We start from the raw sequence: 25,366 nt of genomic DNA, 5'->3' as shown, positions 1-25,366 counted from the left end.
GGGACTCAGGCGGTGCCGAATTGCGCGGTTTCGGTGGTCCACGCGCGGGCCTGGTCGCTCAGGGTGAAGCCGAGCCCTGGCCTGTTCGGAACGATCATCCGGCCGTCCTTGGTTTCCAAGTGCTCATTGAACAGCGGGTCGAGCCAGTCGAAGTGCTCCACCCAAGGCTCGCGTGGGTACGCTGCTGCCAGATGCAAGTGGATTTCCATTGCGAAGTGCGGTGCCAGATCCAGCCCAGCCTGGTCAGCGAAAGTTGCCAGTCTCTGGAACTGGGTGATGCCACCAACCCGGGGAGCGTCAGGCTGGATGATGTCGCAGGCGCGTGCGGCAATCAGGCGTTCGTGCTCGGATACCGAAGCAAGCATCTCTCCTGTGGCTATTGGCGTATCCAGGGCAGCGGTCAGGGCCGCATGGCCTTCAGCATCGTAGGCATCCAGCGGTTCTTCGATCCAGACGAGGTTGAACTCCTCGAGCCTGCGCCCCATGCGCAATGCGGTAGCGCGGTCCCATTGCTGGTTGGCGTCGACCATGAGCGGGAAATCCGGGCCAATATGCTCGCGCACTGCGGCAACGCGGCGCAGGTCTTCGGCGCTGTCCGGCAGGCCGACCTTGATCTTGATGCCGCCGATCCCTTCCTCGATGGACTGGGTAGCCCGATCCTTGACCTCCTCGATGCTGGCGTTCAAGAAGCCGCCGGAAGTATTGTAGGTGCGCACCGAATCGCGGTGGGAGCCGAGGAACTTGGCTAGCGGAAGCCCCGCGCGCTTGGCTTTCATGTCGTAGAGCGCGATATCAAGTGCGGCCAACGCCTGGGTCGCCACACCAGAGCGGCCCACCGAAGCGCCGGCCCAGAGGAGCTTGGTGTACAACTTGGCGATGTCACTTGGATCTTCGCCAATCATCGCTTGTGCGACTTCCTTGGCATGGGCGTACTGTGCAGGACCGCCAGCCCGCTTGGAGTAGGAGAACCCGAAACCCTCATGGCCCTGTTCCGTGGTGATCTCCGCGAAGAGGAAGACCACCTCGGTCATTGGCTTCTGGCGACCGGTGAAAACTTTCGCATCGGAGATCGGTGTGGCCAGCGGCAACCGGGCCGTTGAAAGCTTGACGTGGCGGATGGCGTCGGGGGTATAGGTCATGGCGGGAATCTCCTGTTGGGATCACTGTGGGGGTAAGCTCATTTAATTACTTATCCTATAAGTAAAGAACTTATTACACAAGTGATTTTTCGAGTGTTTTCTTCGGTGGCCTGCTGCCCCTTTCTTCTCTGTGGTCGAATGCGCCCGGAGCTGCCGCTCGGGTGCTTGAAACCACGGCAGGTTCCCGTCTGGACGGCGGGGCTCCAGGCAATCTCGGGCTGTCCGCAATGCTTGAAGCGGCTATTGCCTTGCCGGATCATTTACCCTTCGCAAGGCGCAGTGGTCAAGACCAGATGCTTGAGGGCATGGTTTTCAAGAACGACTGGATCCGGAGTGAAACCGAGCCCGGCTTCCGTTGGCAGACGGATCGTACCCTCGTTAGTGAGCTTCCCCTGATGCGGCGCATGCCAAGGGTGGAGCTGGGTTTCCCAACCGAGGAAGGGGATTTCCAATTCCGGACGGAGTGACCCGTTGGCAAGCTGGACTTCCTGGTCTGCGGCGATCAGCTGCGCGGTGGCCAGGAGGGCCGGACCGTAGTAGAAGCAGTGTGGCACCACATGGACATTAAGCCGTTGACCCGCCTCGCGAATTTTGAGCATGGCGCTGAGTCCGCCAATCTTTCCGACGCTAGGCTGGGCAAACTGCAGGGCGCCGAGTTCCATATCCGAGGTCAGCCCCTGGACCCCTGAATGGTTTTCTCCACCGGAGACGTTGCCGAAACGAGCATTGAGGGCGGCTAGTGATTGCGAATCATCTGGCGGGAAGATCGGTTCTTCGATCCACAGCAGCTCCAGGGCCGCCATGGCAGCAATCGACGACCCGGCTTCGGCTGGATGATGCCACTTGCAATTGACATCGACCATCAGCGGGTGGGAGCCCACGGCCTGCCGTGCGGCCTTGATGGCTGGAATCGAGGACTCATGGATTTTGAACGCCTTGAATCCGTGTTCCAAAGCCCTGGAAAGATGAAAAGCAACCTCCTGCGGATCCTCGGCATAGTGGACCAAAGACGCGTAGGCATTGATTTCATGGCGGGCATCGATATTGATGAATTCCCGCAGCGTCTGTCCTGCACGACGTGCCGCTATATCCCAAAGAGCGATGTCCACTGCGGATAGTGCGAAGTGAATGGGTCCGGTGCGCCCGAAAGCGTGGAATGCATATTCTGCCGAGGCAATGCTCCCGTCGAGGGCCGATGAACGCCCCAAGAAAAAGGGGGCCACGATCTGTTCAAGGGCAGCCCATGTCGCGGGATTGGATTTGTGGCCGAAGGCTTCGCCCCAGCCGGTGAACCCATCCGCGGTTTGCACCTTCACCATTAATGATTCCATCTGGGTCAACGTGCGTGATGATGCATTGAAAGCATCGATTGATTCCGCATTGGAATCTTCCTGGCTTCGCCGCGCGGCATCAAAAGGCAGTGATATCCGATAGAGCTCTATTGACACGATAGTGTCACTTAAACCGTCTTTGGCCTGCGACATTTTACTGATCTCCTATTTTCATATGGACGCATCCAGCGACTGTACGCACCGTGTGATGGCGTCCAGCGGTGGCTCCGAGGCGATTCCTCAAACCTATCTCGCCAGTGTGGTTGACCTCACGTTGGTGTTTAGTTTAGCGTTGAGGAATAGAGATTGGAAAGCGCATTCCTGAAGTCGATTTCGAATCATCTTCACCAAGCGCTTCTAGCAAGGAGTCACTCATGTCGGTCCCGATTCGTAAGGGCTGCCTTCGCGTTTCGTCGAAAGGAGGTAGTGGTCAATGAGCGCCATTGCCGAACTGCAGAACCTCAGCAAGAACAATGGCCGCAAAGTCCCTCCCAAGGACAACAAGGCAGCGCATATCTTCCTCATTCCGTGGACGATCGGGTTATTCCTTATCACCCTGGGGCCCATGGCCATGTCGCTGTATCTTGCGTTTACGGACTACAACCTTTTGCAGGCTCCGTCCTTTTCAGGGTTTGAGAACATTGAACGGATGCTCGACGACCAGCGGCTGCATAATTCATTGCGGGTCACGTTCACCTACGTTTTGATCGGTGTTCCGTTGCAGCTGGCAGTGGCCCTCGCCGTAGCAATCTTGCTTGACCGGGGAATGCGCGGGCTCTCTTTTTACCGCTCAATTTTCTACCTGCCTTCCATGCTGGGTTCCTCAGTTGCAATCGCAGTGCTGTGGAAGCAGATTTTCGGTACCACCGGCCTGGTGAATCAGCTCTTGGAATTGGTCGGTATCCAAGGCATTGGATGGATCTCCGATCCAAACACGTCACTTGGAAGCCTGATCTTGCTCAACGTGTGGACCTTCGGCTCACCGATGGTGATCTTCCTTGCAGGTCTGCGTCAAGTTCCCATGATGTATTACGAAGCAGCCTCCATTGATGGGGCGAGCAAATGGCGGCAGTTCCTGAGTATCACGTTGCCGATGATTAGCCCCATTATTTTCTTCAACCTGGTCCTGCAGATCATTGGGGCCTTCCAGAACTTCACTCAAGCTTTCATCGTGTCCAATGGATCGGGCGGTCCTGCCGATTCCACCATGTTCTTCACGCTCTACCTGTACCAGCAAGGATTCAAACAGTTCGATATGGGTTATGCCTCAGCCATGGCATGGCTCCTGGTGCTCATAGTTGGTGCATTTACCGCTGTGAACTTCTTCGTTTCTAAGTATTGGGTGTTTTACGATGACTAATCAAACTTCACTTCCAGATTCGCAAGTACGCGGTGGGTCACCGCAAGAACTCGTGCTTGATGAGGAAGAACTTCTCGGAAAAAAGCCGCCGGTTGGCGGTACTGATGAACGAGGCAAGACCGTAAAGGGTAAGAGCCCGAAGTTCAAGGTTTCAATGCGCTCATTGCTAAAGCATGCGCTGCTGATCCTGGGTGCCGGAGTCATGATCTATCCATTGCTGTGGATGGTAGCTAGCTCCTTCCGCCCGAACGACCTGATCTTCCGCGAGGCCGGTTTGGTTATTTCCCAGGTGGACTGGAATAACTACCCCAGCGGTTGGAACGCGCTGTCTGAACCTTTCAGCAAGTACTTGATGAACTCTGCGATTTTGGTTTTGGGATGCATCCTTGGCAACTTGGTGTCCTGCTCCATGGCGGCATACGCATTTGCCAGGCTTGACTTCAAGTTCAAGAAGATTATGTTCGCGCTGATGCTGATGACCATCATGCTGCCGATCCACGTGATTATCGTTCCGCAGTACATCATGTTTTCTCAGATCGGCTGGGTCAATACCTTCTGGCCAATCATCGTTCCGAAACTGCTTGCCACGGATGGGTTCTTCATCTTCCTGATGATCCAATTCATCCGAGGAATCCCTAAGGATATGGATGAAGCAGCCCGAATCGATGGCGCCGGCCATCCACGGATCTTCCTGCAGATCATCCTGCCGCTTATGGTTCCAGCCTTGGCAACTACGGCAATCTTCACGTTCATCTGGACCTGGAGCGACTTCTTTACCTCACTGATCTACCTCACCAACCCGAGTAATTACACCGTGCAAGTTGCGCTCAACGCATTCATAGACTCCACCGGAGAATCCAACTGGGGCGCACTGTTCGCAATGTCGATCGTCACGTTGGTCCCTGTATTCCTTGCCTTCCTCTTCGGGCAGAAATACCTGGTCAAGGGCATCGCAACTACTGGGATCAAATAGCAGGAATATGTCACTGGCCTAGGACAACAGCGCTAGGCCAGTGGCCTCGACCGATACCAGCCACAAGCGCCAGAAACTTATCGTAGGAGAAACCGCATGGGAAGCTCATCACGCACCAGCTACGTACTGATCGGCACAGGGAACCGATGCGAAATGTACCTGACTGCTATCTTCGGTGAACATAGCGACGTCGCTGAACTTGTCGCATTGGCAGATACCAACCAGGGGCGAATCGAGTACTACCAAGACGTAGTTGAACAGACCTTCGGCGAGAAGGTCGGGTCCTTTGACCCGCAAGACTTGGCCAAAGTCATTCGAGAACGCCACATTGACCGGGTAATCATCACGAGCCCGGACTACACGCATGCTGAGCTGATCTGCACCGCTCTGTATGCCGGCGCCGACGTGATAGTTGAGAAACCACTTACAATTGATGCGCCGAGCACCGCTCGTATAGCTCGGGCGGTGGAAGAAAGCGGCCATCAAATCGTGGTCACGTTTAACTACCGTTATTCTCCTCGGAATACAGCCCTGAAGAAGGCCATCGACGATGGGAAAATCGGCCAAGTCACATCCGTGGACTTCAACTGGATGCTGGATACCGTTCACGGAGCAGACTACTTTCGCCGATGGCATCGACTCAAGGAAAACTCTGGCGGCTTGCTAATCCATAAGTCCAGCCATCATTTCGATCTGGTCAATTGGTGGCTCGACGATTCACCGCAGAAGGTCTTTGCAACAGGAGGGCTGAAGTTCTACGGGCCCGACAACGCAGAGTTCAGGGGCCGCCAAGCCAACGAACGCGGTACCCACGGGCTAAGCGATAAGGATCCGTTTGATTTGGATCTTCGCAGCGATGAGCGGTTGGAAAAGCTCTATCTGGAGAACGAACACTTTGATGGGTACCGCCGAGACCAGGGAGTCTTCAATGGCGAGATCACCATCGAAGACAATTTGAGCCTGACTGCTGAGTATCAAAACGGACCGGTGCTTTCATATTCCCTGAACGCGCACAGCCCATGGGAAGGATACCGGGTTGCGGTGAACGGGACGGAAGGACGCCTGGAACTGGACGTTGTCGAACGGGCAGCAGTACTGCCCGCGGCCGGCGGGCATCCGGTGGATCCTTCATATAGCAATGATGGCCAGAGCGGCAATGCCAGGTCGAAAGGCGAGAGATTGCTTTTGCAGCGGCATTGGGAAGAAGCAGTGGAGATTCAGATCGAAAACTCGAATGGATCGCATGGTGGCGGCGACAAGCTCCTGCTCGAAGAGCTCTTCCGCGGAGCCAACGAGGATGGATATGCGCGGCAAGCCGGATTCATCGACGGTGTGCGCGCCATTGCTGTCGGGATTTGCGGAAATCAATCGCTGGAAACCAGGCAGCTCGTGGACGTCGGGAGTGCTGGCCTGGGCGTGGACATTTCGTTTCAACCGAAGGTCAAGGTGTAAACGGAGCCATGGGTGAAAAAGTCGTCATCACCGGGGGAGCAGGGCGTTTAGGCCGTGCCGTGCTCGCGGGGTTTTCCCACGCAGGGCATGAAGTGATCTCTCTTGACAGGCAGATTCCGCAAGAACCTCTCGATGGCGTGGAGTATCACTGCATCGATCTGATGGATGCGAAGGCTACGCATGCGCTATTCGAGCAGCTTGCTCCGCAAGCGGTGGTGTCCCTCGCGGCAATGGCTGTTCCTTTCATGGCCCCGGAAGAGGTGCTTCTGCACACGAACGCGACCATTGCCCATAACGTCACCTCGGCGGCAGTGGAGGCCGGTGCTACCAGGGTCGTGCTGGCCTCCAGCCCATCAATAATGGGCTATGGTTCTCCGGGCGGATGGGTGCCGGAGAAGCTGCCTCTTGATGAAAACGAAGTTCCCAAGCCATGGCATGCTTATGGGCTTTCCAAATTCGTAGCCGAGCAGATTGCCGCCATGTTCGCAGCGAAAATGGGACCGGCAAGTTCGGTGAAGTTCGCTTCCTTCAGGCCCTGCTATGTGATCGCAGAGGAAGAGTGGGCCGGCGCTCCAACGCAGCAGGGACACACTGTTGCTGAGCGCCTACAAGATCCTCGCTTGTCAGCGCCTGCGCTATTCAATTACGTTGATGCGCGGGACGTGGCAGATTTCCTGCTGGTACTGCTTGAACGGTTTGACCGCGTCGAGAATGGCTCGGTGTTCTTCGTTGGTGCAAAGGATGCCATGGCAACGCGTCCGCTCGCAGAGCTGATCCCAGAGATTTATCCGGAGCTCGAGGACGTCGCAGCGGGACTCACCACGGATAGCCCTGCCTTCAGTATCCAGAAAGCGCGAGATGTCCTTGGCTGGGAACCGAAACGCAGCTGGCGCTCGGAATTGAAGGCCACCGTATAAAGGGCATCGGTACATAAAATTATTGGCTGGGAAACCTCAAAAGGATTTCCCAGCCAATAATTGTTTAGGGTGCGCTTAGCGTTGAAGTACTGCTGGCCGTGGCAAACCGTTAACCAGGTTTGAGGGCCAGAGCGGATCGAAGGTGAGAACCTCAAAATCCCCGGACTCGGTCAGCAGCATGGTGTCCTCAACTTTGAACGCCAGACCATCGCGTGCTGCACTGGGATTGAACGCAAAAGCCTGGTTCAACTGGAAGAGATCAGTTGCTCCTGGGGTGAGCCGGGGATCTCGTCCGTTGTAGCCGGCAATGCCGCCTTGATGATGCAACGACCATTCCCCGGCATCGAAACCATGCTCCGGGTAGGATCCCTGGATGACGGGCAATAATTCACCGAGAACGCCGCCAGGGCGAATTGCCGCAAGGATATCTGCCTCGACAGCCAGGATGTCGTCTTCTCCAGAGAGTTCCTGAGGCGTCGGCGCACCGAATCGCACCCACCTGGTGATGTTGGCAATGAGCCCATGACGTCTTACGCACAGCACTGCCATGGCTTTGCCTCCGAGCGGGGCCGCGGTGGGCAGGGGGTGCCGGGCTGCGGCACGTGAATCGCCGCTGACCAAGGCAACGAGCACTTCGCCTCCTTGGGCGATGGCTCCAGCTGTCAGCTTGGCTGCCACATCGAACTCGGAATCATCGCTACGGGCGGCCGACAGCACTTGGGTCATGAGCGCAGCCGTGTCGCGGCAAAGAGCGCGATACCTATTAATCTCAGTTTCATTGAGTGCTGAGCGAAGGGCTCGCAAATCGGACTCGATTTCCCGCTCGCTGAGGATCTTTTGTCCGCTCGCCGCTGGAAACCATTCTCGGACATTGTCGAGATCCTGGTACCAGGCGGTGACATGTACCGAAACTTGTTCCACGTTGCCGAGCTCTTCTCGCTGGATCCGTGCAGCTTCACTCACGGACGTTGCAAGCTCGCACCCCTGGGCATGAACCAGAACCCTGGCAATGGGTGGTGCCGCAAGAGATACGTGCGTGCGGGCACCGCCCAAGAGCCAGGCAAGCGAAGCGGGGGTTGAGAGAAGCAGATACTGCCCATCGCGGCTTCTGATGAGCTCGACCAGTTGGGCATGCTTCTTTGCGTATCCATGAGTGGCAGTGGTGGGCACAATCAGCCTTCCTTGGAACCTGAACCGTATTTTCGGGCTAGCAGGGCCACGGTCTGCACCGGGACCCTCCCATCAACCACGAGTACTCGTACCTGGCGGGTTATCGCTTCCTGAGGGTCCAGCACAACCGGTGTAGACCAGGCCAGCGAACTGCCGACACCCGGATATCCAGAACTGCGAACAAACCATGGGTCATCATGCTCACTGCAGAAAATGATGGTGGCATCCCCGTGGCCTTCAGCAAGATCAGCCAAAGCCACCGAGTCCGAAGAGAACGTAGCACTGAAGGCGAGCCACGGACTGTGCACACCGTGGACTTGCGATTCCCCGGAAGCCGATGGGGTAAAAATATGTGGATCAGCGATTGGCGGCAGACGCCAGAAGAAACCTCCGTAGCCGCCGTTGTGACGGCCGTTGGTACCCGGAGAGCCAAGCGACACCTGGCGTTCGCGCGCCGAGAGCCTGAAACTGAAATCCAGGCTCCAGCCGGTGATGGCGCTTTCATGGTCCTCAAATGCATTGAGCTCAATCGAACGGTGCTCATCGAGCAGGATTTCCTGTTCGTGGCTGACCCATTCAAGCTGCGAATCCAAAGCGCTGCCATTGCGGGTGAACGCATTGGACGCTGTGCGGATATGTCCATGGTCCGCGCGCCATATGTAGCGTGACGCGTCGCGTGTGTAGGTGCGCCCACCCCAGAAATTGGTCCCGTTCACATCTTGCAATGCAACCCCGACACCTAGATGCCAGGTGTGGTCAAGCGGTTGCTGCTCACTGACCACGACTCCGTTGAAGGTCTTCAGGTTATCCAAGAAGGGACGCGGTGAATTGGTGAGGGAAATATCTTCTCCCGTCCGCAACTCCGCAAGGGTGCGCTGCTTCCCCGTTGCGGGATTGATCAGCGACAACGAGCCACTGGTTTTCGGTGGCAAGGCCCAAGGCGCTCCGAGTGAAGAGAAACTGGACTGCGCCGCCACCGCTCGGTCGATGAATCGTTCGATGTTCGGTATCACTGGGTGGAAATCTGCTCCATCACCGACAGGGATAACCTGCTCTTCTGCGATCTGAGTTGGAGCATCCGAGGTCCGTATCTGCTCAAGGACGCGCATGAAAGCACCGGCCGACGCCAATGAGCTCAAGAGTTCAGTTTCGCTGCCGTTGCGCACCTCGACGAGGTTCTCGAGAAGGTTGACTCGTCCGAAAACTTCAGAAGATTCTGGAAGTCCCAAGTCCGGGTTGGATCGAACCAGCAACTCATCACGGGTGTAGTACAAGGTTGCGGTGCCTTCGGTGCCATAGATGGTGATCCATGGATCCTGCTGTTCACTGGCGCAAACGGTCAGCGCGGCAATGACGGGGATTCCGGTGCTCGTTTGCACGCGCACCACGGAGGTATCGTCTGCTTGGATGCTGTGCGCGTGATACAGCTCGGTGGCAAGATGGGCGACGTCCTGGGCTTTGCGTGCTCCGGCGATGTGCAAGGCGCTGGCGACCGCGTGGGCCAGGGGATTGGTCACCACACCGTCGGCAATCTCGACGCCGTCGAGTTTTCGATGTCCTGCCCAAGGCGAACGTGCATAGTAGCCCGTGGTGCGGAGCCAATTTCCACTGGCACCCACCGCACGAAGGGCCCCGATGGGAGAGTTCTTCGCGTTATCGGCGAAGAACCCATCTATGGTTTTCAAGGCTGTCGAGCCAAGGGCCTGGAACCCTACCTGCACGTGGGCGCCAGCATCGGCCGCGGCTTGCAGCAGGCGTGAATACTGATCCAGGGTCGCTGTCGGCGGTTTTTCGAGGTAGAGATCTGCACCTGTACGCAAGGCCTTCATCGCCAGGTCGGCATGCGTACTGATCGGCGTTGAAATAATGATGATGTCCGGGGTTAATCCGGAGCTGAGGAAAGCATCAAAGTCGGCGAACACGTGCGTGTCCTTGCCGCGAATCTCTTTCCCGGGATCGACCGGATCGATGCCGGCAAGGAACGTGATTTTCTCCTCGGCTGCGAGTCGATGGATATTTGCCAAATGCTGGCGTCCGAATCCGTTCAGACCAATCAGCACCACCGCAGGAGCAGTTGGCGCTGCCAGGGCACTAGTCGTTGCAGATCCCGCTGCGGTGGCTTGCTGATTCATCGTGTTCCTTCAGAGATATTCGAATTCAGATCAGTTTAATGCGCTGGCCGGCTGAACGCCCGCAGCTTGCTCAAGGTGGGGCAGTACGAGAGTTTCGTAGCGCTGGGACATGGTTGCCAAGGTCAGCGCGGAATCCTGCTGGTTGATCTCGTCATTGAAGATCTCGACTTCAACTGGACCTCGGTATCCAGCCTGTGACACCCATCGGGAAATCGCCGAGAAATCGATATGGCCGTCGCCCATCATGCCTCTGGATTGCAGTGCATTGCTGGCAATCGGCAGATTGAAATCACAGATCTGGTAGCTGGCCAGGCGATGGTCAAGGCCTGCCCGCTGGATCTGCTGCTGCAATTGCGGATCCCAGAACACATGGAAGGTGTCAACAACAACGCCCACGGCCTTGGTTGGATAAGGACTGGCCAAGTCCAGGGCCTGTCCGAGTGTGGAAAGCACCGCTCGGTCGGCGGCATACATTGGATGCAACGGTTCTAGCACCAGCCGAACGCCGTGTTCCAGGGCGATGGGAACCAGCTCTTCCAAGCCGCGCGCGACGCGATCGCGAGCCGCGACAATGTTCTTGTCTGCTGGATCCCCGGTGCCGCCCAGAATATGCGCGGCCGACGGCAAGCCGCCCACGACCATGATCAATTCATTGGCGCCGATGACGGCAGCTTCCTCGATGGCCTGCCGGTTCGATGCCAGCGCGGCAGCTTGGGCTTCGGCCGAAGGTGCAGTGAGAAAGCCGCCACGGCACAAGGTGCTGGCTTTGAGCCCTGCCCCAGCGATGATCTGGGCTGCTGGCCCAGCGCCACCGGCCTCGGCAAGCAAATGCCGCCACGGACCAATATGGCTCAGGCCCGCCTGCGCTGCAGCTTCGGCGGCTTCGTGGAGGCTGAGATTCGGGGTAGTGCCGGTATTAAGCGATAGTTCGAATGTCATGACACACCTGTCAGGGACGAAGTTGTAGTTTTGATTCCAGAAATTGCCAGGAGCTGTTCCATTCGCTCAGCAGCCAGATCAGGGTTTTGCAACAGGCCAGCGCCATCAGCGAGAACGAATGTGCGCACCAAATGCGGCAGGGAACGTCCGGCGTGCAGCCCGCCGATCATCTGGAAACCGCTTTGGTGCCCATTGAGCCACGAAAGGAAGGCAATCCCGGTCTTGTAGTAGAACGTTGGGGCGCTGAAAATATGCAATCCCAGCTCTCTGGTGGAGTCCAGGATCTTCAGGCCGCGTTCTGCGTCGCCTGCATCGAAAGCCTGCAAGGCCGTTGACGCAGCGGGATAGATGGCGGCGAAAATTCCCAGCAACGCATCGGAATGCAGTTGCCCGTCACCGTGAATCAGCTCGGGATAGTTGAAATCGTCGCCAGTGTAGAGGCGCACTCCAGCTGGCAATGCGGCACGAAGCTGTTTCTCATGCTCGGCATTGAGCAAAGAGACTTTGACGCCGTCGATTTTCGACGCGTGCTGCTCCAGAATGGACTGGAAAACCCCGGTGGCTTCTGCCAAATCCTGTGTTCCCCAGTAGCCGCTCAACTGTGGATCGAACATGTCGCCAAGCCAATGCAGGATCACTGGCTGCTTGGCAGCATCGAGCAAAGTCGCATACACGTCCAGATAATCCTGCGAGGTGCGCGCAGCCTTGACCAGGGCCCGGGAGCACATCAAGATCGCCTTCGAACCTGAATCTTCAACAAGGCGCAGCATCTCCAAATAAGCGTTGGTGACTTCAGCCAGCTGGCCCGGCTGGACAGTGTCTGCCGACAGCTGGTCCGTGCCGACACCGCAGGCGAGAATATCCCTGACGGTGAGCCCGGCCAAGGCCGGGTAGCTGTTTTTCTGGAGAACCCCGGCCGCTTCGATCGCCGATCGCCTGATCAACTCGCAGGTAGCCGCGTAGTCCAGCCCCATGCCTCGCTGCGCCGTATCCATCGCATCGGCGATACCCAGCCCGTAGGACCATAGCTCGTGCCGGTAGGCCAGCGTCGCATCCCAATCGATGCTTGCCGGTGCGCCAGGCGTATTGTCTGCTCCCATGAGGGGGATGACATGGGCTGCGGCATAGGCCTTGCGCGAGGAAAGCGGGGCAGACGGCCGCTGGAATTCTCCGGGGCCTTTCAACCGATAGGAAAAGTTCTGCCCGTTTTCGTCAATGAGTGTCAATTCGGGCAAGGATGCGTAGCTCATAGCGTGATCTCCGGGATATCGAGGGTGCGTCGTTCGGCGGCTGACTGCAATCCCAAAGCCGCCAGCTGGACACCGCGAGCTGCCGAAAGCAAGCCATACTGGTGTTCGCGTCCCGCTGCGACGTCGGCCAAGAAATCTTCCCACTGCAGCTTGAAGCCGTTATCCAGGTCGGCATTGGCGGGAACTTCCATCCACTGGTCGCGGAACGACTCAGTGACTGGCAAATCGGGGTTCCAAACAGGCTTCGGAGTGTGGGCGCGTTGCTGGGCAACGCACTTGTTCAATCCCGCGACGGCGGAACCGTGGGTGCCGTCGATCTGGAATTCCACCAGTTCATCGCGGTAGACGCGCACTGCCCACGAGGAGTTGATCTGCGCAATTACTGCATCGCCGGAAGGAGTTTCGAGTTCGAAGATGCCGTAGGCCGCATCATCTGCGGTGGCTTCGTAGGCTTCGCCTCGTTCGTCCCAGCGGGTAGGGATGTGGGTTGCCGTGGTCGAGGTGACGGACTTGACCTTGCCGATGATTCCTTCAAGGACGTAGTTCCAGTGGCAGTACATGTCGGTGGTCATCGATCCGCCATCCGCAAGACGGTAGTTCCAGGAAGGCCGCTGCGCTTCCTGGATGTCTCCCTCGAATACCCAGTAGCCGAACTCGCCGCGCATTGAGAGAATGCGTCCGAAGAAGCCTTCGTCGACCAAGCGGCGTAACTTCACCAGGCCGGGCAAGTAGAGCTTGTCGTGCACGACGCCGGCGGTAATTCCCTTGGCCTGTGCCTGGCGGGCGAGATCAACGGCCTCTTCGAGGGTTTCAGCGGTCGGTTTTTCGGTGAAGATATGCTTGCCTGCCCCGATGGCTTTCGACAGCGTTTCGTAACGCAAGGAAGTCATGGACGCGTCGAAAATGATGTCGACACTCGGGTCATCAATCAGGGAGTCAAGATCGGTGCTGTAGTGCTCAACCTGGTGCTTCTGAGCAAGTTCGCGCAGCTTCGCTTCGTTACGTCCAACGAGGATCGGTTCAACGGTCAGCTTCGAACCGTCCCCGAGAATGATTCCTCCTTGGTCTCGGATAGGAAGGATTGAACGCAGCAAGTGCTGGCGGTATCCCATGCGGCCGGTGATGCCGTTCATGGCGATGCGTAGAACTTTTGTTTCTGTCACTGGGGTCTCCTCAAAACGGGGAATGCGTAAGGGAATAGAATGGGAATGCGCTTTCCACGATAGTGAGGTGTAATTGGAGTGTCAACCATCACGTTCGCGAAAGATAAGCTTGTGCCAAGTTGCAGAGAATGATAAGGATTTCAGATGGCTGTTCGACTAACTGATGTGGCTAATGAAGCCGGAGTTTCCCTGGCGACCGCTTCGCGAGTGCTCAATGGGTCAGCGCGCAAGCCGGCTGTGGAAATCTCGGATAAAGTGCGTGCTGCGGCTGAAAAGCTCGGATACTTCCCCAATGCCCAAGCGCAAGCGCTTGCCAGATCCACCACGAAGCTGATCGGCTTGGTGGTCAGGGACATAGCCGACCCCTACTTCTCTACCATCGCCCGGGGAGTGCAGCGCTCTCTTGGTGATAGCGGTGTCCAGCTGCTTTTGGCCAGCACGGAGTACGATCCCGAGCGGGAAATCGAAGCCGTTCAGGCATTCATGTCGCAACGGACGGACGCTATCATCCTATCGGGATCGCGCAGTTTGGGCGAGAATGGGCAGTTGCTGAAACTGATCGAGAATTATCAGGAAAACGGTGGCCAGGTCATGATTATCGGCCAGCCCATGACCGATATGGGCGGCATACAAATCGACAACGAAGCAACTGCCGAGCATCTGGCGGCCGAGCTGATCAGTGCCGGCCACCGCAGGTTTGTCGTATTGGCAGGGGAAGCGAATCTGCTGACATCGAGGGACCGTTCCAACGGGTTCCTGGAGAAGCTGAAGCGCAGTGGCCTGGATGCAGAGGAAGTTATCAGCGGTCCCTTCTCGCGCGAGGGGGCCTATGTTGCAATGAGCGACTACCTCAAGCAGCAGAAGTCGGCAGGCGGTGTCCATCGGGTGTGCGTGTTCTGCGTTTCGGATGTCATGGCCCTGGGAGCCATTCGGGCGATTCGCGAAAACCGCTTGCGTATTCCCGAAGATATCGCTGTGGTGGGATTCGATGACATCCCGACCCTTATCGACATTACGCCCACGGTCAGCACTGCTCGACTTCCTCTGGAAGAAATCGGAAAATGGGCTGGTGAGATGGCGCTGAACCACGGCGAACTGCGGAAGATTGTGGTTTCCGGTGTGCCGGTCCTGCGCGAGTCCACGCAGCTGGCTGACGGTCAGTAGTGATGTTCATTGGGAATCGTGCCATGCGAAAACTAACTGACTTGATTCCCGAAACCCCTTGACCAGTGACCGCAATCACACCTAGATTGTTTGGCAAGCGCTTTCCACAATGAAAAACCAGGTGTTGCTTGCAGGATGGCCTCGCATCACCACCCCACCCAAGGAAGATTTTCATGACTCAGCAGGTATGCACGAGAAAAACTGGACGGAAATTCGGTCTGCGGCTAAGCAAATCAGTTGCAGTTGTGGCGGTAGCCGCTCTGGCCCTCACTGGCTGTGGCGGTAGCAGCGCTGCCGACGGTGAGGACGGGAAGATCCAGCTTCGTTTCTCATGGTGGGGCTCGGATTCGCGGGCCCAGGCAACCAATGAAATTATTGAGGCTTTCGAAGCGGCCAACCCGGACATCGATGTCCAAGGCGAGTACTCCGACTGGAGCGGCTACTGGGACAAGCTCGCAACACAGGTTGCCTCCAACGATGCTCCGGACATTATCCAGATGGACGACAAGTACCTTCGCGAATACGCGGACCGCGGCGCATTGCTGGACCTCGAAGGCGTAGATGTTTCCAAGTTCGAAGACGTTGCCGTTCAAAACGGTACGACCGATGCCGGCCTTGTCGGCATTACCACCGGAATCAATTCCTTCACATTGACCGCCAATCCAAAAGTCTTAGCCGAAGCTGGCCTGGAAGTTCCAGATGACAAGACCTGGACGTGGGATGACTACCGGACGATCACCGAGACGGTGAGCCAGAAGCTTGACGGCAAATATGGAGCCGAAGCCCCGAACGAACCGGCCGGGTTGCAGACCTGGTTGCGTCAAGACAAGAAGAATCTGACGAGCTCGGATGGATCACTCGGATTCTCGCCTGACGATCTGGCCAAGTACTTCCAGCACCACAAGGACTTGATGGATAACGGTTCTTATCCAAAGGCCTCGGTCCTGGCGGAAAACCAGAATGCAGGTCCAGACCGTTCTATGACAGGCACGGGAGTGGCAGCCTTCGGCATGTGGTGGAGCAACCAGTTGGGAGGCCTTTCCACAGCGGTTGGTTCGGACTTGGTTCCGCTGCGACTGCCAAGCCACACCGGCAAGGCTGAGGACAATGGTCTTTGGCACAAGTCGTCAATGATGATGTCGGGGTATGCTCGCACCGAACACCCGGAAGAGGTCAAGAGATTTGTTGACTTCATGGTGAATTCGCAAGAAGCTGGCGCGCTGAACCAGATGGACCGCGGGTTACCTTCGAACACCGAAGTGCGGGAACAAGTCGTCTCAAAATTGGATTCAATCGAAGCTTCTTCTGCAGAATTCGTGACGAGCTTGAAACCCGAACTTCAGAGCACGGAACCAATCCCGCCAATGGGGTTCAGTGCGGTTCAGGATGTCCTCTACCGTTATGAAATGGAAGTGTTCTTCGAGCGCCAGAGCGTAAGCGACGCGGCGCAGAATGCCTTCAAGGAAATCGAAACTGCGGTAGCCCAATAGCTGAACGAGAATCAACCATCGTTCTTGCGGTCGTTGCAATCCCTGGATCCCGGGGATTGCAACGGCCTTTGCGCGTTCGAGGGAAAGTTCATTCTGCTCCTCCTTCAACTCTCTGCGCGGTGCAATCCTTGAATTCGCCACGGCGCGTGCCGTACAGGGCTGCGGTTTGAACCAGGGCTTCCAGATGCCTCATAACCTTGTTCGGTCGTGATCTGCGCCCAAGCAAGCCTCTCTAGCCATTTGCGTGCGACGAGTCGCGAGTGCACCAGCAACCGGGATGCGAGGCGCCAGCGGCCGTTGAACTTTCCAGAGCATGGCCTATCGGAAGGGTGCTGCCAATCAGCTGGAATCCCGCAGAGGTGAATTGCCATTGGGTTCCTGCTTTCTTCCATCCATTGCCAGAGGTAACCACACCGCGGTGCCCGCAGTTCTGGGCCGCAAAGCTGCTGGCTCGACCTTGCCGGTGATCGGTTTACGGCACCTGCGGATTGCAGGTCGAACCCCGCCAGCTCTGCGGCCAATGCGGGGAGCACAAAGTATCCTGAAAACTAAGTGCAAGAGGAATGGAAAAATGGCATCTGGACTTTTGGCAGTAGACGGCGGGCAGACCGGAATCAAGCTGAGATTCGAGCAGGATGGCGAAACTGCAGAATTAGCGCTTCCCGGTGTGCAAACCCATGAACCCGTCCTGCCCCAACTGGCACGCGCCATTAACCAAGCTGCCGCTGCCGCCGGATGGGAGTGCAGCACCGTGAGCGTAGGCACCACAGGCCTGGTGAAAGCCGAACATGATGCACGGCAGCTCTACGACCTCATCGGATCCAGCGCTATTTCCCATATTGCGCTGGCCCACGACTCGGTGACCAGCTATCTCGGAGCGCTGGGAGAACGCCACGGCGCTGTCGTTGCAGCCGGTACCGGTGTCGTCACCTTGGCGGTAGGCCCCTGCTCGGTGGCCCGAGTTGATGGATGGGGCCACATCATGGGTGATGCCGGCAGCGGCTATTGGATTGGCCAGAAGGCAATGAACGCGGCCATGCGCGGCTTTGACGGCCGCGGGCCAGCTACCGCGCTGACCGGGGAACTCGCGAAGCGCTGGCCCGATCTCTCCGAAGCGTATATTGACTTGCAAGCGATGCCGGACAGGGTGGCCATCGTCGCCTCTTTTGCGCAGAGGGTTGCCCAGTTGGCCGCGACCGATGAAATGGCGGCGCGGATCTGCGCGCTCGCCGGTGCAGAACTGGCCAGCTCCGCAGCAACGGCATTGCGCCGCGCGGGGCTGGAACAACAGGCCGGAGCGATTCCGGTCGCAGCCATCGGGGGAGTGCTCGCCGGCGAATTCGCCAGAAGCAGCTTCGTGCGGGAGCTGCACCTGCTGGTCCCTGCCGCGCAAGTCCAGGATTCGCCGGGAAATGGGCTGGACGGAGCCCGTGCATTGGCCCTCCTGCCAGCGGACCACGCCTTGCAAGGCCTCGTATCGCGCTTTCGCGCCCAGCCATAATACGTGGGCAGCGGTGATATCTGGCCATCAAATAGGCGCAGGCAATCAATAGGTGACAAGATTAGTGGAGAACGTCGTGATTATTAAGGAGTCATCGTGAGTTTCCGAGTCGGTCCCGTAGATCTTGTCCCCGAAGGCGAATCGTTGCTGGTTGAAGCCAAAGACAGCGGCGCAAGCGAAGACATCGCGATCTTCCACGCCGAAGACGGCAACTTCTACGCGCTGCAGGATGAATGCACCCACGAGGTCGCTTCGCTTTCCGACGGCTGGCTCGAAGACTGCAGCATCGAATGCCCCATCCACTCCTCGACCTTCGACCTGAAAACCGGCAAGGTGCAGTGCATGCCAGCCACCGTGGACGCCCGGACCTACAAGGTGGACGTCGTGGACGGCTTCTTGGAGCTTGAAATCTAAATGCCTTCCGTGCACATCATCGGAGGCGGGGTCGCGGGGTACGCACTGGCCCGGCACCTGGTGCAGCAGCAGTACGCCGGATCCATCAAGATCAGCGATGCCCAGGGCCTGCCCTATGATCGTCCGCCGCTGAGCAAGTCCCTGCAGGTTGAACCGTTCGCACCGGTGTCCTGGTACCAGCACCATGGCGTCGGCCTGATCCAGGAAGATGTCCAAAGCCTGCAACTGCCGCAGTCCGCTGACGACTGGGTAGTGCTGGCTACCGGCACCACGCCCAAGGCATTGGATGTTCCCGGCGGGCACCATGCGCTCAGCCTGCACAGCGCAGCTGACGCCGCCCGCATATCAGACGTCCTGGAATCGGGGATGTTCGGCCAGCGGGTGCTTGTCATCGGAGCGGGGCTGGTAGGGGCCGAGTTCGCGTCCACCGCCAAGATGTCCGGGGCACAAGTCACCTTGATTTCCAGCTCCGACGCACCTCTTGCCCACGTGCTGGGCCACGAACTTGCCGAACAGCTGCACGCGGATCATGCCAACCACGGCATTGCCACCTTGACCGGTGCGGTGACCGAGCTCGGCCCCAACTATGCAATGGCCAATGGCCAGCGCCATGATGCGGAGCTGATCGTGGCAGCCATCGGCGTCGAACCCGAAACTGCGCTCGCCGAGCAGCTGGGCCTGGAAGTCGACGACGGGATCGTGGTCGACGCGCAGCAGCGTTCTGCCAGCTGCCCCCAGGTGCTGGCTATCGGCGACGTCGCCCGGGAGGAAAACCAGCCCCGTGCGGTGCACTGGGAAGCTGCCATGGAAGATGCCGCCCAAGCGGCGGCAACCATCATGGGCACAGCCGCACCGAAGCGTTCGGTGCCATGGTTCTGGAGCGACCGCCACGAAATGCACGTGGAAACGGTGGGCGACTTCAGCCAGGCCGCCAGCACCGTGACGCGCCTGAACCGGCGAGGCAAGATCCAGACGGTCTTCGGGCTCGACGCCAAGGGCGCATTGGTGTCCGCCTCGATGATCGATGGCGGCCTGATGGCCAAGGCCGCGAAACGGCTCATTGCGAAATCAGCCACCCTAAGCATTGAACAATTGAAGGACCCCCTGACGGGTCCGCGCGAGTTAGGCCGGTAAGAAACTTATGAATGCAGCCGAACCACTGAAGGTTCCCGCGGCCCTGCAGACGCCCACCAAACGGGTCGGCCCTGGCTGGATCGCTGCGGTTGTCATTGTCCATATCGGTATCAATGTCGGCTTCTTCGCACCGATCCAGGTACTGCTCGGATTGCACGCCGAACAGCTGGATGCCAGCCAGAAGAACGCGATTCTCTCGCTGGTCACCGGCGTCGGCGCGGCAGTCTCGCTGGTGGCCAACCCGCTGTTCGGCGCGCTCAGCGATCGCAGCACATCGAAATTCGGGCGCCGCATCCCGTGGGTGTTCTTTGGAACTATCTGCGCTGCGCTGGCCCTGCTGCTGATGTCGACCTCGCAAACCGTGAGCACGCTGGTCATCGGCTGGGCGCTGATGCAAGCTGCCGGCAACGCCGCGCTGGCTGCGATCTTCGCGGCCATCCCGGACAAGGTGCCGGTAGAGCAGCGCGGCATGGTTGGCGGGCTGGTGGCCTTGGGCCAAACCTGCGGTTCGCTGATCGGTGCCGTGATCGGCATGGTCGCTGCGAGCAACCTGGTCTTCGGCTACGCCATCGTCGCTACCGCCGTGGCCATTTGCTCCATTCCGTTCGTGCTGATGCGCCAGGATGTTCCGCTGCCCAAGGGAGCACTGGAGCCTGTCAAGCCGCTGGAATTCGTGCGCAGCTTCTGGATCAACCCGGTCAAGCATGCCGACTTCGGATGGGCGTGGCTGACCCGGTTCTTGCTGTATCTCGGCTGCCAGCTGTGCCTGGTCTACCTGCTGTTCTTCCTGCAGGATGCCATCAAGCATCCAGAACCGGCCCAGGGCGTGCTGGTGCTGACCGCGATCTACGCCTTCTGCGTGATCTTCTCTTCGGTGATCTCCGGCAAGCTCTCGGACAAGGACGGCAAGCGCAAGAAGTACGTCATCATCTCTTCGGTCATCGTTGCCGCCGCGGCCGGCGTGCTGGCGACGGCAACGTCCTTCGCCACCGCCATTGTCGCCGCAGTGCTCCTGGGCATCGGCTTCGGCGCCTACCTGGCGGTGGACTTTGCGCTGCTGACCCAGGTATTGCCGAACGCCGATTCGCGCGGCAAGGACCTGGGCATGATCAACATTGCCAACTCGCTGCCGCAGGTGGTCGCCCCGCTGATCGCCTGGCTGGCGGTGAGCTGGTTCGGCGGCTACCCAACCCTGTTCCTGTGCTCTGTGGTGATCAGCCTCCTCGGCGCCGTGCTGGTACGCCAGATCAAGAGTGTTCCGTAGGTCCTGGACGAAGCATTCCCCAGCGTCGCGCACCGAGCGGAACGGAAACGGTGCGGCACCGGGAACTGGTGGCGGAAAAACGCCAAGGGGACGCCAACCGGGCCGTATGATGAATCCAGCGAACCGCGATAATGAGGAGCAGGTGCGGCTGAATGTCGATGAACGAATCCGGGCGGGAGAGCCGTGCAACGCAGCTTGATGGCATAGACCGCAAACTGCTGGCGTTGCTGACGAAGAACTCCCGGCGGACCAACAACTCCCTGGCCGAGGAGCTGGGCATAGCACCGTCCACCTGCCTGGCGCGGTTGAATGCCTTGCGCGATTCGGGAGTGATTTCGCGCTTCACCATCGAAGTGGATCCGCAGGTTCTGGGCCGGGAGCTCGAAGCGCTGATCTTCGTGAAAATCCGTCCCGGAGCCCGTCACCTGATGTCGAACTTCGCTACTGACATGCGCGGCAAACCGGGGGTGCGACAGCTGTTCTTCCTGGGCGGCGCTGACGACTTCGTCCTGCACGTAGCTGTGCGCAATTCTTCGGATGTGCGCCAGTTCGTGCTCGATAACCTCTCGGCCAATCCGGCCGTGGCCACCACCCAAACCTCCCTGGTATTCGAACACGGCCACGGCAGCGGAGAGTACTAGGCCCCATTTTTGACCGATTTCCATCTCGCCCATGTTCGCAGGAACAACCCGCAGCCCTGCGTTGGTCGAAGAAACATGCTAAACTTGATGTTCTTCTCTTGGCATGGCTGCGGCCCGTTGGCAGCTGGGGATCGGTTCTCCAGACAAGCAACGGACCCCACCGCAGCTGCGACTGAAAGAATGGGGAGGTCGAGAAGATAATGCATTTTGACGCAACTGTTGTCACCGCACTGGTGACCTTGATTGTTCTGGCCATCGCAACCGTTGTGCTGGTGATCCGGTACAAGCGCACCCACCAGGCAGAAATCCGCCAGGCCCTGGTTGCCAAGGCCCGGAAGCGCGGCGTTGCCTCGCCGGAAGACCTGTCGAACCACGATCTGGTACTGCAGATCCGAGCGGCAAAGCGCCAGCGCAAGCAGGATGGGCAGGACCTGAAGACCGCATAGGGTTTGCACCCATGCGCTGACGATGCTGAGCCCCAGTCCATTTCCGGACTGGGGCTCAGCCGCGTCAAGGGCGCTTGGGCGGCCGCTGGCCCCGTCTTTATCCAAAGCTGATGAACCGGTAAATGGCGTCGGGAATAAACGGCAGGTGCCAGCGGAATGCAGGCAGGTAATTAACCTCGCGCAATTCCGGGAAACTATGTCCCCGGTCACCAGAAAAGCCGATTTAACCCCTGAATCATGCGGATTGCATCACAGGGGCATGTGGGGTTCTGAACAAACCACTTCTCAATAGATAAATGGTCGGAAATGATGGATATGACTGGAAATCCAGCAGCGTTAATTCTTTAGGAGCAACAACAATGGCCTCGATCCCACTCGGTGAAGACATTCTCTTGGCACGCCACGGCGCCAGCATCGTCAAGCTCCGCCAGGATCGGAAGAACCGCACCACTGTTGCCCATCTGCGCGGTGGAGCCACCGATACGGCCTCGAACCTGCTCACCGCACCAGTTCCCGCATTGACCCCGGCAGCCAGCTTCACCCAGGGCGCGGCTCGCTACCTCAACGATGAAGCCGAGGTTAGCCGCGGCGAAGTTCGTTCGCTGGTCAAGATCTCGCTCGGCTTTTCTGCCATCATGGGCATCGTCTTCGGCGGCCTGGTCTTGGCTTTGTACAAGGTCGGCGGCAATGAAGCTCTCCAGTCGCTGAGCTACATGGGCGCAAGCCAGTAGCTCTCGCAAGCATTTCCAGGAAAACGGGATTCCGAGGCAACTCGGGATCCCGTTTTCCTGTTTCCGGACCAGGTGCTTACTCCGAGGCCGGGCTTGCGGCAAGTCTCGTATTTCTTGCCCTGCAGGCATAGGATGGCGGCAACGGGAAGGACGGGAGCAGGCCATGCGTTTTGTTTTGGAAGTTAACTTCGATACCGAGAACATGCAGCTCAAGCCATTGGAGGAGCTGCAGAAGATTCTGCGCGACTGGTCGACGAACATCACGATGTATCCGATCGTTGCCGGCGCCCAGGAAGATGTCTACGACTCGGATAACGAGCAGGTAGGGGAGTGGGCAATCCTCGACGACTAGCCTCGCCGTCTGGAGAACCACCCGATGGCATACCCCGCGGCCAGGGTAATGAGCAGGACAAGCCACAGCGGGGCCGTGGAATGGATCAAGAAGAATTCAACGCGGACGAAGGCCCGGTTCTGCAGCATGAAGACCACCGCGAGGATCACCAGTGCAATAGCTGCCCATTGCCTGGCGCTAAGCCCCTTCTTCGGCGGCCGCTGCTCCGGATAGCCCATGCTCAGCTTCCGTTCGCCAGCAAGCCGGCAACGAGAGCCGACAACCCGCGCTGGAACGAATCGTCGCTGGTATCAAGCTCTGATCGGCGTTGCGCGGCCACAGCCTGGGTGAAATGCGGAGTGAGATCCTGGTGATTGCTGGTGTCGAAAATGTCATGCGGAGCGGCCGTATCCATGGCCGAGCCGAAGATGAATGATTCCAGTGCGACAATCGTCGGAACAATCTCGTTCTCTGCCATGCCGAAGTCTGCCAGCGCTTCGGCAACGCGCTCGTACATTCCCAAGGTGCGCGGCGAATCGGAGACGGGCAGTACCGCGATGACCGGAATCAGGGGAATGTGCCGCGCGAAGACGTTCCGGTAGCTCGTAGCCCATTGAAGCAAAGCCTGCTTGGTATCGGCTTGGTCGAATACCGAGGTGTCGATATCGGCCATGACCAGTTCCTGGATCCACTGCAGGAGGTCGTGCTTGGAATCGACGTGGTTGTAGAGGGCCGATGGAGAGACGCCCAGGGATTTTGCCAGCCGCTGCATGGTCAGGGACTCGTAGCCGTCCCCGGAAACAAGTTCCAGCGCGTGCTCGGTAATGCGCTCCCGATTCAGCACCGCCTTGCGCGGGCGCCCGGCTCGCCTGGCTTCCGTTTCACTCATGCGGACCTCTTCCTGACGTGGGGTGCTTCACAACTGGATCTTCGTACCCTATGCTATATGACAGGTAAATGAACCTTATTCATTTAAATGTGCAAGGGAGTCGATCATGCAACATCTGGAACGCGACGTCGTCGTCATCGGGGCAGGGCCATCGGGACTGACAGCAGCCTATGAGCTGAGCAAGGCCGGCAAGTCCGTCGCGGTGCTCGAAGCCCGCGACCGCGTCGGCGGGCGCACCTGGACCGATGTCATGGACGGCGCGACCATCGAGATCGGCGGCCAGTGGATCAGCCCCGACCAGACCGGCCTCTACTCGCTGATCAATGAACTTGGCATCGAGACCTTCGAACGCTACAAGGCGGGCAAGAGCGTCTACCTCACCGGGGAAGGCGAGCGGATCGCCTATGAGGGCGAGGACTTCCCGGTGGCCGCCAGCACCGTGGCCGAAATGGACAAGCTGGTAGAACTCATGAACCAGCTGGCCGCCGAAATGAACCCGGACAAGCCGTGGGAGCACCCTCAGGCCCAGGAGCTGGACCAGATCTCCTTCCACCACTTCCTGCGCCAGCACTGTGCCGACGAGCTGGCCTGCAACAACGTGGGCCTGTTCATCGCCGGGGGCATGCTGACCAAGCCGGCGCACACCTTCTCCGCGCTGCAGGCGGTGCTCATGGCGTCCTCGGCCGGCTCCTTCGACAACCTGGTGGACGAGGACTTCATCCTGGACCGGCGCATCGTGGGCACCATGCAGGGCGTATCCAAGACGCTGGCCGAGAAGCTGGGCCAGCAGACCGTCTTCCTGGACAACCCCGTGCTCAAGCTCGAATGGTTCGATGGCGGGGTGGTGGCCCACGGGAGCACCGTGACCGTCTCGGCGAAGAAGGCCGTGCTGGCGGTACCGCCGAACCTGTACTCGCGCATTTCCTACGTCCCGGCGCTGCCTCGCAAGCAGCAGATCACCCACCAGCACCAGTCCATGGGCCTGGTCATCAAGGTCCACGCCGTCTACGACACCCCGTTCTGGCGCGAAGAGGGCCTGTCGGGCACCTGCTTCGGCCCGAGCAGCCTGGTCCAGGAGCTCTACGACAACACCTATGCCGGGGAGGAAACCGGCACACTGGTCGGCTTCATCTCGGATCTGAAGGCCGACGCCATGTGGGAACTGGACGAGGAACAGCGCCGCGCGGTGATCCTCAAGGCCATGGCCGGCTACCTGGGCGAGAAGGCACTGGATCCCAAGGTCTTCTACCTCTCGGACTTCGCCGCCGAGGAATGGACCCGCGGCGCCTACGCCACCAGCTACGACCTGGGCGGGCTGCACCGCTTCGGCCCGTCGCAGAACGAGAATGTCGGACCGATCTACTTCTCCTCCTCGGATCTGGCCGGCGAAGGCTTCCAGCACGTGGACGGCGCGGTGCGCATGGGCCGCCGCTCGGCCGCGCGCATCATCGCCGCACTGGATGGCACCGCCTACGACCAGAGCTACGATGGCGTTGCCACGCTGACCCCGTCCAAGGAAAAGGCCAGTGCCTAGG

At 58.7% G+C, this 25,366-nt stretch carries 24 protein-coding genes; 15 read left to right on the top strand and 9 right to left on the bottom strand.

Annotation, left to right across the window (positions count from 1 at the left end; genetic code table 11):
* Window positions 1-5 precede the first annotated feature (5 nt).
* On the bottom strand, window positions 6-1,139 hold the full coding sequence (locus ACIQTS_RS12515; protein ID WP_105656289.1) for a mandelate racemase/muconate lactonizing enzyme family protein: 1,134 nt from the start codon (window positions 1,137-1,139) through the stop codon (window positions 6-8).
* Window positions 1,140-1,399: 260 nt separating this feature from the next.
* Complete coding sequence (locus tag ACIQTS_RS12510; RefSeq protein WP_105661983.1) at window positions 1,400-2,623, bottom strand: mandelate racemase/muconate lactonizing enzyme family protein; 1,224 nt, start codon at window positions 2,621-2,623, stop codon at window positions 1,400-1,402.
* A 280-nt stretch (window positions 2,624-2,903) separates the two neighbouring features.
* Here ACIQTS_RS12510 and ACIQTS_RS12505 point away from each other — a divergent pair, with 280 nt between their 5' ends.
* The 4 genes from ACIQTS_RS12505 to ACIQTS_RS12490 all read left to right on the top strand — a co-directional run bounded on the left by ACIQTS_RS12505 (window position 2,904) and on the right by ACIQTS_RS12490 (window position 7,172).
* A complete protein-coding gene (locus tag ACIQTS_RS12505) occupies window positions 2,904-3,830 on the top strand; it encodes a carbohydrate ABC transporter permease (protein WP_105656291.1) in 927 nt (308 codons plus the stop codon).
* Complete coding sequence (locus ACIQTS_RS12500) at window positions 3,823-4,803, top strand: carbohydrate ABC transporter permease (protein WP_286134060.1); 981 nt, start codon at window positions 3,823-3,825, stop codon at window positions 4,801-4,803. The genes ACIQTS_RS12505 and ACIQTS_RS12500 overlap by 8 nt, the downstream gene beginning before the upstream one ends.
* Before the next feature lie 96 nt (window positions 4,804-4,899).
* Window positions 4,900-6,255 carry a Gfo/Idh/MocA family oxidoreductase gene (locus ACIQTS_RS12495; protein ID WP_365943756.1) on the top strand — a complete coding sequence of 452 codons (1,356 nt, stop codon included), beginning with the start codon at window positions 4,900-4,902 and terminating at the stop codon, window positions 6,253-6,255.
* 8 nt (window positions 6,256-6,263) lie between these two features.
* Window positions 6,264-7,172, top strand: coding sequence for an NAD-dependent epimerase/dehydratase family protein (locus ACIQTS_RS12490; RefSeq protein ID WP_402473561.1), 909 nt, complete (start codon window positions 6,264-6,266; stop codon window positions 7,170-7,172).
* Between the two features lie 75 nt (window positions 7,173-7,247).
* Here ACIQTS_RS12490 and ACIQTS_RS12485 read toward each other — a convergent pair whose 3' ends face one another.
* The 5 genes from ACIQTS_RS12485 to ACIQTS_RS12465 form a co-directional block, all read right to left on the bottom strand.
* Complete coding sequence (locus ACIQTS_RS12485) at window positions 7,248-8,093, bottom strand: M24 family metallopeptidase (RefSeq protein WP_402473616.1); 846 nt, start codon at window positions 8,091-8,093, stop codon at window positions 7,248-7,250.
* Window positions 8,094-8,344: 251 nt separating this feature from the next.
* Window positions 8,345-10,474, bottom strand: coding sequence for a DUF6807 family protein (locus ACIQTS_RS12480; protein ID WP_402473560.1), 2,130 nt, complete (start codon window positions 10,472-10,474; stop codon window positions 8,345-8,347).
* A gap of 30 nt (window positions 10,475-10,504) precedes the next feature.
* Window positions 10,505-11,413, bottom strand: a complete 909-nt coding sequence (locus tag ACIQTS_RS12475; RefSeq protein ID WP_402473559.1) for a sugar phosphate isomerase/epimerase family protein — start codon at window positions 11,411-11,413, stop codon at window positions 10,505-10,507.
* Window positions 11,410-12,648 carry a dihydrodipicolinate synthase family protein gene (locus tag ACIQTS_RS12470; RefSeq protein ID WP_402473615.1) on the bottom strand — a complete coding sequence of 413 codons (1,239 nt, stop codon included), beginning with the start codon at window positions 12,646-12,648 and terminating at the stop codon, window positions 11,410-11,412. The genes ACIQTS_RS12475 and ACIQTS_RS12470 overlap by 4 nt, the downstream gene beginning before the upstream one ends.
* Window positions 12,649-12,659: 11 nt before the next feature.
* Window positions 12,660-13,796 carry a Gfo/Idh/MocA family oxidoreductase gene (locus ACIQTS_RS12465; protein ID WP_365943759.1) on the bottom strand — a complete coding sequence of 379 codons (1,137 nt, stop codon included), beginning with the start codon at window positions 13,794-13,796 and terminating at the stop codon, window positions 12,660-12,662.
* A gap of 174 nt (window positions 13,797-13,970) precedes the next feature.
* Between ACIQTS_RS12465 and ACIQTS_RS12460 the strand changes: the two genes are divergently transcribed.
* The 10 genes from ACIQTS_RS12460 to ACIQTS_RS12415 all read left to right on the top strand — a co-directional run bounded on the left by ACIQTS_RS12460 (window position 13,971) and on the right by ACIQTS_RS12415 (window position 22,963).
* Window positions 13,971-14,990, top strand: coding sequence for a LacI family DNA-binding transcriptional regulator (locus tag ACIQTS_RS12460; RefSeq protein ID WP_359185465.1), 1,020 nt, complete (start codon window positions 13,971-13,973; stop codon window positions 14,988-14,990).
* A gap of 173 nt (window positions 14,991-15,163) precedes the next feature.
* A complete protein-coding gene (locus tag ACIQTS_RS12455; RefSeq protein ID WP_105661977.1) occupies window positions 15,164-16,480 on the top strand; it encodes an ABC transporter substrate-binding protein in 1,317 nt (438 codons plus the stop codon).
* Window positions 16,481-17,051: 571 nt separating this feature from the next.
* Entirely contained in the window at window positions 17,052-17,981 is a 930-nt protein-coding gene (locus ACIQTS_RS12450; RefSeq protein ID WP_402473558.1) for an N-acetylglucosamine kinase, read from the top strand.
* Between the two features lie 96 nt (window positions 17,982-18,077).
* The gene (locus tag ACIQTS_RS12445) at window positions 18,078-18,395 is read left to right on the top strand and encodes a bifunctional 3-phenylpropionate/cinnamic acid dioxygenase ferredoxin subunit (RefSeq protein WP_105656303.1); all 318 of its coding nucleotides are present in this window, start codon (window positions 18,078-18,080) and stop codon (window positions 18,393-18,395) included.
* Complete coding sequence (locus tag ACIQTS_RS12440) at window positions 18,396-19,529, top strand: NAD(P)/FAD-dependent oxidoreductase (protein WP_402473557.1); 1,134 nt, start codon at window positions 18,396-18,398, stop codon at window positions 19,527-19,529.
* A gap of 7 nt (window positions 19,530-19,536) precedes the next feature.
* On the top strand, window positions 19,537-20,793 hold the full coding sequence (locus ACIQTS_RS12435) for an MFS transporter (RefSeq protein ID WP_332487544.1): 1,257 nt from the start codon (window positions 19,537-19,539) through the stop codon (window positions 20,791-20,793).
* A gap of 152 nt (window positions 20,794-20,945) precedes the next feature.
* Window positions 20,946-21,434 (top strand): Lrp/AsnC family transcriptional regulator, encoded by a 489-nt coding sequence (locus tag ACIQTS_RS12430; RefSeq protein WP_105656306.1) that lies wholly within the window; start codon window positions 20,946-20,948, stop codon window positions 21,432-21,434.
* A gap of 200 nt (window positions 21,435-21,634) precedes the next feature.
* A complete protein-coding gene (locus ACIQTS_RS12425) occupies window positions 21,635-21,880 on the top strand; it encodes a hypothetical protein (RefSeq protein ID WP_105656307.1) in 246 nt (81 codons plus the stop codon).
* A gap of 359 nt (window positions 21,881-22,239) precedes the next feature.
* Window positions 22,240-22,611, top strand: a complete 372-nt coding sequence (locus ACIQTS_RS12420; RefSeq protein ID WP_402473556.1) for a hypothetical protein — start codon at window positions 22,240-22,242, stop codon at window positions 22,609-22,611.
* A gap of 163 nt (window positions 22,612-22,774) precedes the next feature.
* On the top strand, window positions 22,775-22,963 hold the full coding sequence (locus tag ACIQTS_RS12415) for a hypothetical protein (RefSeq protein ID WP_038993331.1): 189 nt from the start codon (window positions 22,775-22,777) through the stop codon (window positions 22,961-22,963).
* On the opposite strand, the gene ACIQTS_RS12410 is transcribed toward ACIQTS_RS12415, so the two are convergent.
* Window positions 22,960-23,181: a lipopolysaccharide assembly protein LapA domain-containing protein gene (locus tag ACIQTS_RS12410; RefSeq protein ID WP_402473555.1), complete on the bottom strand. Its 222-nt coding sequence runs from the start codon at window positions 23,179-23,181 to the stop codon at window positions 22,960-22,962. The two genes, ACIQTS_RS12415 and ACIQTS_RS12410, sit on opposite strands and share 4 nt — an antisense overlap.
* 2 nt (window positions 23,182-23,183) lie before the next feature.
* Complete coding sequence (locus ACIQTS_RS12405) at window positions 23,184-23,831, bottom strand: TetR/AcrR family transcriptional regulator (RefSeq protein ID WP_105656310.1); 648 nt, start codon at window positions 23,829-23,831, stop codon at window positions 23,184-23,186.
* Between the two features lie 106 nt (window positions 23,832-23,937).
* Here ACIQTS_RS12405 and ACIQTS_RS12400 point away from each other — a divergent pair, with 106 nt between their 5' ends.
* A complete protein-coding gene (locus tag ACIQTS_RS12400; RefSeq protein ID WP_402473554.1) occupies window positions 23,938-25,365 on the top strand; it encodes a flavin monoamine oxidase family protein in 1,428 nt (475 codons plus the stop codon).
* The last annotated feature ends 1 nt before the right edge of the window (window position 25,366 follow it).

It is taken from the genome of Glutamicibacter sp. NPDC090743 (assembly GCF_044769125.1).
Lineage (GTDB): Bacteria > Actinomycetota > Actinomycetes > Actinomycetales > Micrococcaceae > Glutamicibacter.
Note: the sequence above shows the minus strand (reverse complement) of the source record. Positions and strands in the feature narration are given on the sequence as shown.

Coding starts and splice junctions, on each gene's coding strand:
- ACIQTS_RS12420 (WP_402473556.1), top strand. CDS start 22,240: ATGGCCTCGATCCCACTCGGTGAAGACATTCTCTTGGCACGCCACGGC.
- ACIQTS_RS12400 (WP_402473554.1), top strand. CDS start 23,938: ATGCAACATCTGGAACGCGACGTCGTCGTCATCGGGGCAGGGCCATCG.
- ACIQTS_RS12435 (WP_332487544.1), top strand. CDS start 19,537: ATGAATGCAGCCGAACCACTGAAGGTTCCCGCGGCCCTGCAGACGCCC.
- ACIQTS_RS12450 (WP_402473558.1), top strand. CDS start 17,052: ATGGCATCTGGACTTTTGGCAGTAGACGGCGGGCAGACCGGAATCAAG.
- ACIQTS_RS12460 (WP_359185465.1), top strand. CDS start 13,971: ATGGCTGTTCGACTAACTGATGTGGCTAATGAAGCCGGAGTTTCCCTG.
- ACIQTS_RS12495 (WP_365943756.1), top strand. CDS start 4,900: ATGGGAAGCTCATCACGCACCAGCTACGTACTGATCGGCACAGGGAAC.
- ACIQTS_RS12440 (WP_402473557.1), top strand. CDS start 18,396: ATGCCTTCCGTGCACATCATCGGAGGCGGGGTCGCGGGGTACGCACTG.
- ACIQTS_RS12415 (WP_038993331.1), top strand. CDS start 22,775: ATGCGTTTTGTTTTGGAAGTTAACTTCGATACCGAGAACATGCAGCTC.
- ACIQTS_RS12410 (WP_402473555.1), bottom strand. CDS start 23,181: ATGGGCTATCCGGAGCAGCGGCCGCCGAAGAAGGGGCTTAGCGCCAGG.
- ACIQTS_RS12465 (WP_365943759.1), bottom strand. CDS start 13,796: ATGAACGGCATCACCGGCCGCATGGGATACCGCCAGCACTTGCTGCGT.
- ACIQTS_RS12510 (WP_105661983.1), bottom strand. CDS start 2,623: ATGTCGCAGGCCAAAGACGGTTTAAGTGACACTATCGTGTCAATAGAG.
- ACIQTS_RS12405 (WP_105656310.1), bottom strand. CDS start 23,831: ATGAGTGAAACGGAAGCCAGGCGAGCCGGGCGCCCGCGCAAGGCGGTG.
- ACIQTS_RS12515 (WP_105656289.1), bottom strand. CDS start 1,139: ATGACCTATACCCCCGACGCCATCCGCCACGTCAAGCTTTCAACGGCC.
- ACIQTS_RS12500 (WP_286134060.1), top strand. CDS start 3,823: ATGACTAATCAAACTTCACTTCCAGATTCGCAAGTACGCGGTGGGTCA.
- ACIQTS_RS12430 (WP_105656306.1), top strand. CDS start 20,946: ATGTCGATGAACGAATCCGGGCGGGAGAGCCGTGCAACGCAGCTTGAT.
- ACIQTS_RS12455 (WP_105661977.1), top strand. CDS start 15,164: ATGACTCAGCAGGTATGCACGAGAAAAACTGGACGGAAATTCGGTCTG.
- ACIQTS_RS12475 (WP_402473559.1), bottom strand. CDS start 11,413: ATGACATTCGAACTATCGCTTAATACCGGCACTACCCCGAATCTCAGC.
- ACIQTS_RS12490 (WP_402473561.1), top strand. CDS start 6,264: ATGGGTGAAAAAGTCGTCATCACCGGGGGAGCAGGGCGTTTAGGCCGT.
- ACIQTS_RS12480 (WP_402473560.1), bottom strand. CDS start 10,474: ATGAATCAGCAAGCCACCGCAGCGGGATCTGCAACGACTAGTGCCCTG.
- ACIQTS_RS12425 (WP_105656307.1), top strand. CDS start 21,635: ATGCATTTTGACGCAACTGTTGTCACCGCACTGGTGACCTTGATTGTT.
- ACIQTS_RS12505 (WP_105656291.1), top strand. CDS start 2,904: ATGAGCGCCATTGCCGAACTGCAGAACCTCAGCAAGAACAATGGCCGC.